This is a genomic window from Muribaculum sp. (genome assembly GCF_029051885.1).
Taxonomy (GTDB): domain Bacteria; phylum Bacteroidota; class Bacteroidia; order Bacteroidales; family Muribaculaceae; genus Muribaculum.
Window position 1 is genome coordinate 1 of sequence record NZ_JAIDKI010000178.1, and the last position, 4,312, is coordinate 4,312.

At 46.3% G+C, this 4,312-nt stretch carries 5 protein-coding genes; all 5 read right to left on the reverse strand.

Annotated features, from left to right (window positions below; all coding sequences use genetic code 11):
- Window positions 1–751, reverse strand: a 751-nt coding sequence (locus tag K2I50_RS07675) for a dihydroorotase (protein WP_526022968.1), incomplete at its 3' end; no start/stop codon positions are given.
- Complete coding sequence (locus K2I50_RS07680; RefSeq protein WP_301025758.1) at window positions 748–1,485, reverse strand: polyprenol monophosphomannose synthase; 738 nt, start codon at window positions 1,483–1,485, stop codon at window positions 748–750. The genes K2I50_RS07680 and K2I50_RS07675, both read right to left, overlap by 4 nt.
- An 83-nt stretch (window positions 1,486–1,568) precedes the next feature.
- Window positions 1,569–2,762, reverse strand: a complete 1,194-nt coding sequence (locus tag K2I50_RS07685; RefSeq protein WP_301025759.1) for a pyridoxal phosphate-dependent aminotransferase — start codon at window positions 2,760–2,762, stop codon at window positions 1,569–1,571.
- 103 nt (window positions 2,763–2,865) lie between these two features.
- The gene (locus K2I50_RS07690) at window positions 2,866–3,759 is read right to left on the reverse strand and encodes a DUF6048 family protein (RefSeq protein ID WP_301025760.1); all 894 of its coding nucleotides are present in this window, start codon (window positions 3,757–3,759) and stop codon (window positions 2,866–2,868) included.
- Window positions 3,756–4,312, reverse strand: a 557-nt coding sequence (locus tag K2I50_RS07695; RefSeq protein ID WP_301025761.1) for a DUF6452 family protein, incomplete at its 5' end; no start/stop codon positions are given. The genes K2I50_RS07690 and K2I50_RS07695, both read right to left, overlap by 4 nt.

Consider the following 4,312-nt stretch of genomic DNA (forward strand, 5'->3'; position numbering starts at 1 on the left):
ACATCGTGGCCTCCTCTGCCGTACTCACATGTAGCACATGTAGACGACTCCCGTATTTTCGTGCTCGTCTTATGGCATTCTGAGTGCTGAGTATACAAGCCTCCCGTGAGCGGATTTCCGGGTGAAGAGCAACAGGAACGCCCTCCGGATGCTCGGCAGAAATACGTTCACGATTAGCGCATATGGTAGCTTCATCCTCAGAATGTACGGCAATAACAGCCGGAACCCGCGCAAAAATCCTGTTGAGAGCCTTCCGGTTATCCACAAGCATATTGCCTGTCGATGAGCCAAGAAACAGTTTCACACCTGGACATCTGGTAAAATCCGTATTCAGGAGAGTATGCAGATTGTCGTTTGTAGCTCCAATGAAAAATGCATAATTCACCGCCGACACTTCCCGACCACGCATCAGTTTGTCCTGCAATGCATCAGCAGTGACTGTGGGTGGTTTCGTATTTGGCATATCCATAAAAGAGGTGACACCTCCGGCGGCGGCGGCCTGCGATTCAGTGGCGATATCCCCCTTATGAGTCAGCCCAGGATCGCGAAAGTGTACCTGGTCATCAATAACACCGGGTATTACAACACATCCATCGGCATCAAACGAGTCATTGCAGCCTGCAATAAGTTCATCAGCAGGGATACCATGGCATACTTTGCGTATTATTCCATGATTATCGAAAATCAGATACCCTTTGAAACTATGACCTTCGTTTATTATAGTTCCATTATATATTATTGTATCACTCATTTTCCAGGATATTTTTTGAACCAACTGTCAACTTTAAGGCGAATCACACCAAACATAGCCTCAGAGAATATTCCAGAACTCATCTTGCTCGTACCAAGTACTCGATTCACGAATATTATAGGCACTTCTTCGATATGAAAACCCATCTGCCTGGCGGTAAATTTCATTTCAATCTGGAATGCATACCCCTTGAAACGTATTTTGTCAAGTTCCATAGCCTCAAGCACACGCCTCCGATAACATACAAATCCGGCAGTTGTGTCATGTACCGGCATACCTGTAATCAGACGGACATATTTCGAGGCGAAATACGACATCAGCACTCGGCTCATAGGCCAATTTACCACATTAACCCCGGTAACATATCGCGATCCTACAGCAACATCCGCACCATTCGAGCAAGCGGCATGCAACTTTTCCAGGTCAAGAGGATTATGCGAAAAGTCCGCATCCATCTCAAATATATATTCATAACCATGTTCAAGAGCCCATCGGAATCCGGTAATATATGCTGTGCCAAGTCCGAGTTTACCGGAACGCTCAATCAAATGAACGCGTCCCGGATGCTCAGCCTGCTTGCTCTTCACAATGGCGGCAGTACCATCGGGCGAGCCGTCATCAACCACAAGCACATCCATCGGAATTGCCAATGAAAGCACGGCCTCGATTATTGCTGCGGCGTTCTCACACTCGTTATACGTAGGGATGATTACTACCGAAGTGGATTCTGACATTGTTATAAACTTATATATTTATCAGTTAGGTAATGGATAAGTAGGATTGTCACTATACGACACCTGTCAATGCCGGCAATCTGCTATACCAAAAGGGCAAGCGCGCTTTTTATGCGCTCCATTGCTTCTCGGATATTGTCGTCGGATGTAGCATAGCTCATGCGGATATACCCGGGCGCACAGAACGCAGACCCCGCAACAGTAGCCACGTGTGCTTCCTGAAGCAGATACATAGCAAGATCCGAATCGTTATTGATGACATAATCACCGTTACGTTTGCCAAAATAGCTTGAGACTTCCGGGAAAAGATAGAACGCACCCTGAGGTTCGTTGACTTTCCATCCGGGGATTGTACGTGCGAGTCCGACAATGAGATCGCGACGGCGCTCAAACGCCTTGCGCATATCCTCCACACACTGTTGCGGTCCGGTATATGCAGCCTCTGCGGCCTTCTGGGCAATAGAACATGCACCTGATGTATACTGACTCTGCAATTTAGACGTTGCCTTTGCAAGCCACAGCGGAGCTGCAAGAAATCCTATACGCCATCCGGTCATCGCATATGCTTTTGACACACCGTTGACAATCGCGGTACGGTCGGCAATCGCCTCAAACGAGGCCATAGAGGTAAACGAGCCAGTAAAGTTGATATGTTCGTAAATCTCATCCGACAGCACCAGTACATCAGGATAATCTGCAAGGACATCGACAAGAGCCTTGAGCTCCTCACGGCTATACACACTTCCTGTAGGATTGCTCGGGGAATTGAACATTATCAGACGTGTCCGGGGAGTTAACGCTGAGCGCAACTGTTCCGGAGTAATCTTGAAATCATTCTCAATGGTGGCAGGAACCTCGACGCTCTTTCCTCCGGCAAGGTTGACCATCTCCACATAGCTTACCCATGCAGGAGTCGGGATTACCACTTCGTCGCCAGGATTTACTACTGCAAGCACAACGTTGCACAGCGACTGTTTTGCACCACCGCTGACAACAATCTGTTCCGGAGCGAAGTCAATGCCATTCTCTTTTTTCAGTGTTTCTGAAATTGCCTTACGCAATGACATATATCCCGGAACCGGAGTATAAAACGAGAAATTATCATCAATAGCCTTGACGGCAGCAGTCTTGATATGGTCGGGAGTATTAAAATCCGGTTCTCCTACAGAAAGGTTGATTACATCCACGCCCCGGGCCTTCAGTTCCTGACTTTTCTGCGACATGGCAAGTGTCTGTGAAGGCGCCAACGCATTTACACGGTCTGAGATATGTTCCATCATTTGCTATTGTTTATGTTGTTATTTTTCTATTTATATTAAGACATTGCGTGCAAAAATATGAAATCCCGCGCAGAATTCCAACATTTTGCCATCATATACTTCAATTTTCCATCTCCGGCAGCACAGTTTTCTTTGCCCCGCGTTGCAACGGCAGAGTATAACTCACTGAAAATGCTCCTGAAAAAAGTGACCCTTCGGTACCAAATCCAGGTATATACCATGGATCTCCATAAGGATGCGCTCCCTGATGCAGTAATTTATGCACACGCAATTCCCAGCCAAGGGATATATTACGCCATATCTGCACACGTAAGCCGAAAAGAAACTCAAAATAGCCTGCAGTAGCATGCTGTGAAGGCACATTCAATGACGTTGATTCGTCCCAATAGCCATTTACAGCAGTAACGTCCTCAACTCTATAGCTGAAAGAAGAGATACCATAACGAAGGCCAAGGTATACCGAATAATCGGGAGTCGAATTATACAGGAAATTGTAGTTAAGACCTATTTTGAAGTATGGAGCCATACCTGATTTGTAACGGTAACTCTCATCTTTCGGCATATAGTCGGCCATACCGAGACCAAACTCAACCATTGGTTTAAACCAGTTATGTATACTGAGTTCGGCCCAGACACCCCCTACTCCATATTGTTGGCCTGTAAGACGCGCAAGAGCGTCCCAGACATTTACTCCGACAGATACTGCTGTGAATCGCGGATAAACTGTCGGAGGATCTTTGACAGTTATGGTGTCGTGATATTCCACTCCTGATATGGTATCGACAAGGACCACACGCCCCTCAATGTCGCGTGTTTCAATCACACTGGCCGGACGCTGAGGTGTTTCTCCCGGTTTTACTTCTTTTACCGCAGGAATCTCAGTCTCCGGACGTTTATTTTCCGGATTGGCTACAGGCGTGATACGACGTTGTGCCATGGCCGTTACGGCAAACATAGCACACATAAGTATCAATATGTGGCGTATACTGCTCATAGCATATTTCTATTTTCTGAATCAACAGAATCATCCGCATTCCCGGAATCATCAGTATCATCGGAGGAGTCATCGGAATCTTCCTCCGGCGGCTCAGTATATGTCCGGAAGAATATCCTTATTGTCTCACGGTCGGCATTGGTTATATTAGTGTCGAGCAATGCGATGGAATCAATGAGATGATAAGTAGTAGAGAATTCCTTAATCTCATATTTATACATTGCACCACATTCCTCCGACGCGAAATATGGAAGACGGTCATAACGGAATGTCAAGGTATCGTTGAACGCAGGATCGTCAATACCTCTTGAATGATAATGTATGTAAAACTGAGTCTCATCGTATTCGGCACGAAATGGCAGATACACCTCTGATGCCGACGAATTATTAATAATCAAGGAATCGTCAGGAGCATCTACTCCCCCCAGCGATATCTTGTTTACGGAAATCGAAGACAACGTTGTGTACGAATAGAATCCGGCCAACGGTATGGAACTCTTATTATCGGTACATCCGGAAGAGTTACATCCCGTCAGTAAGAACAGTCCAAAAC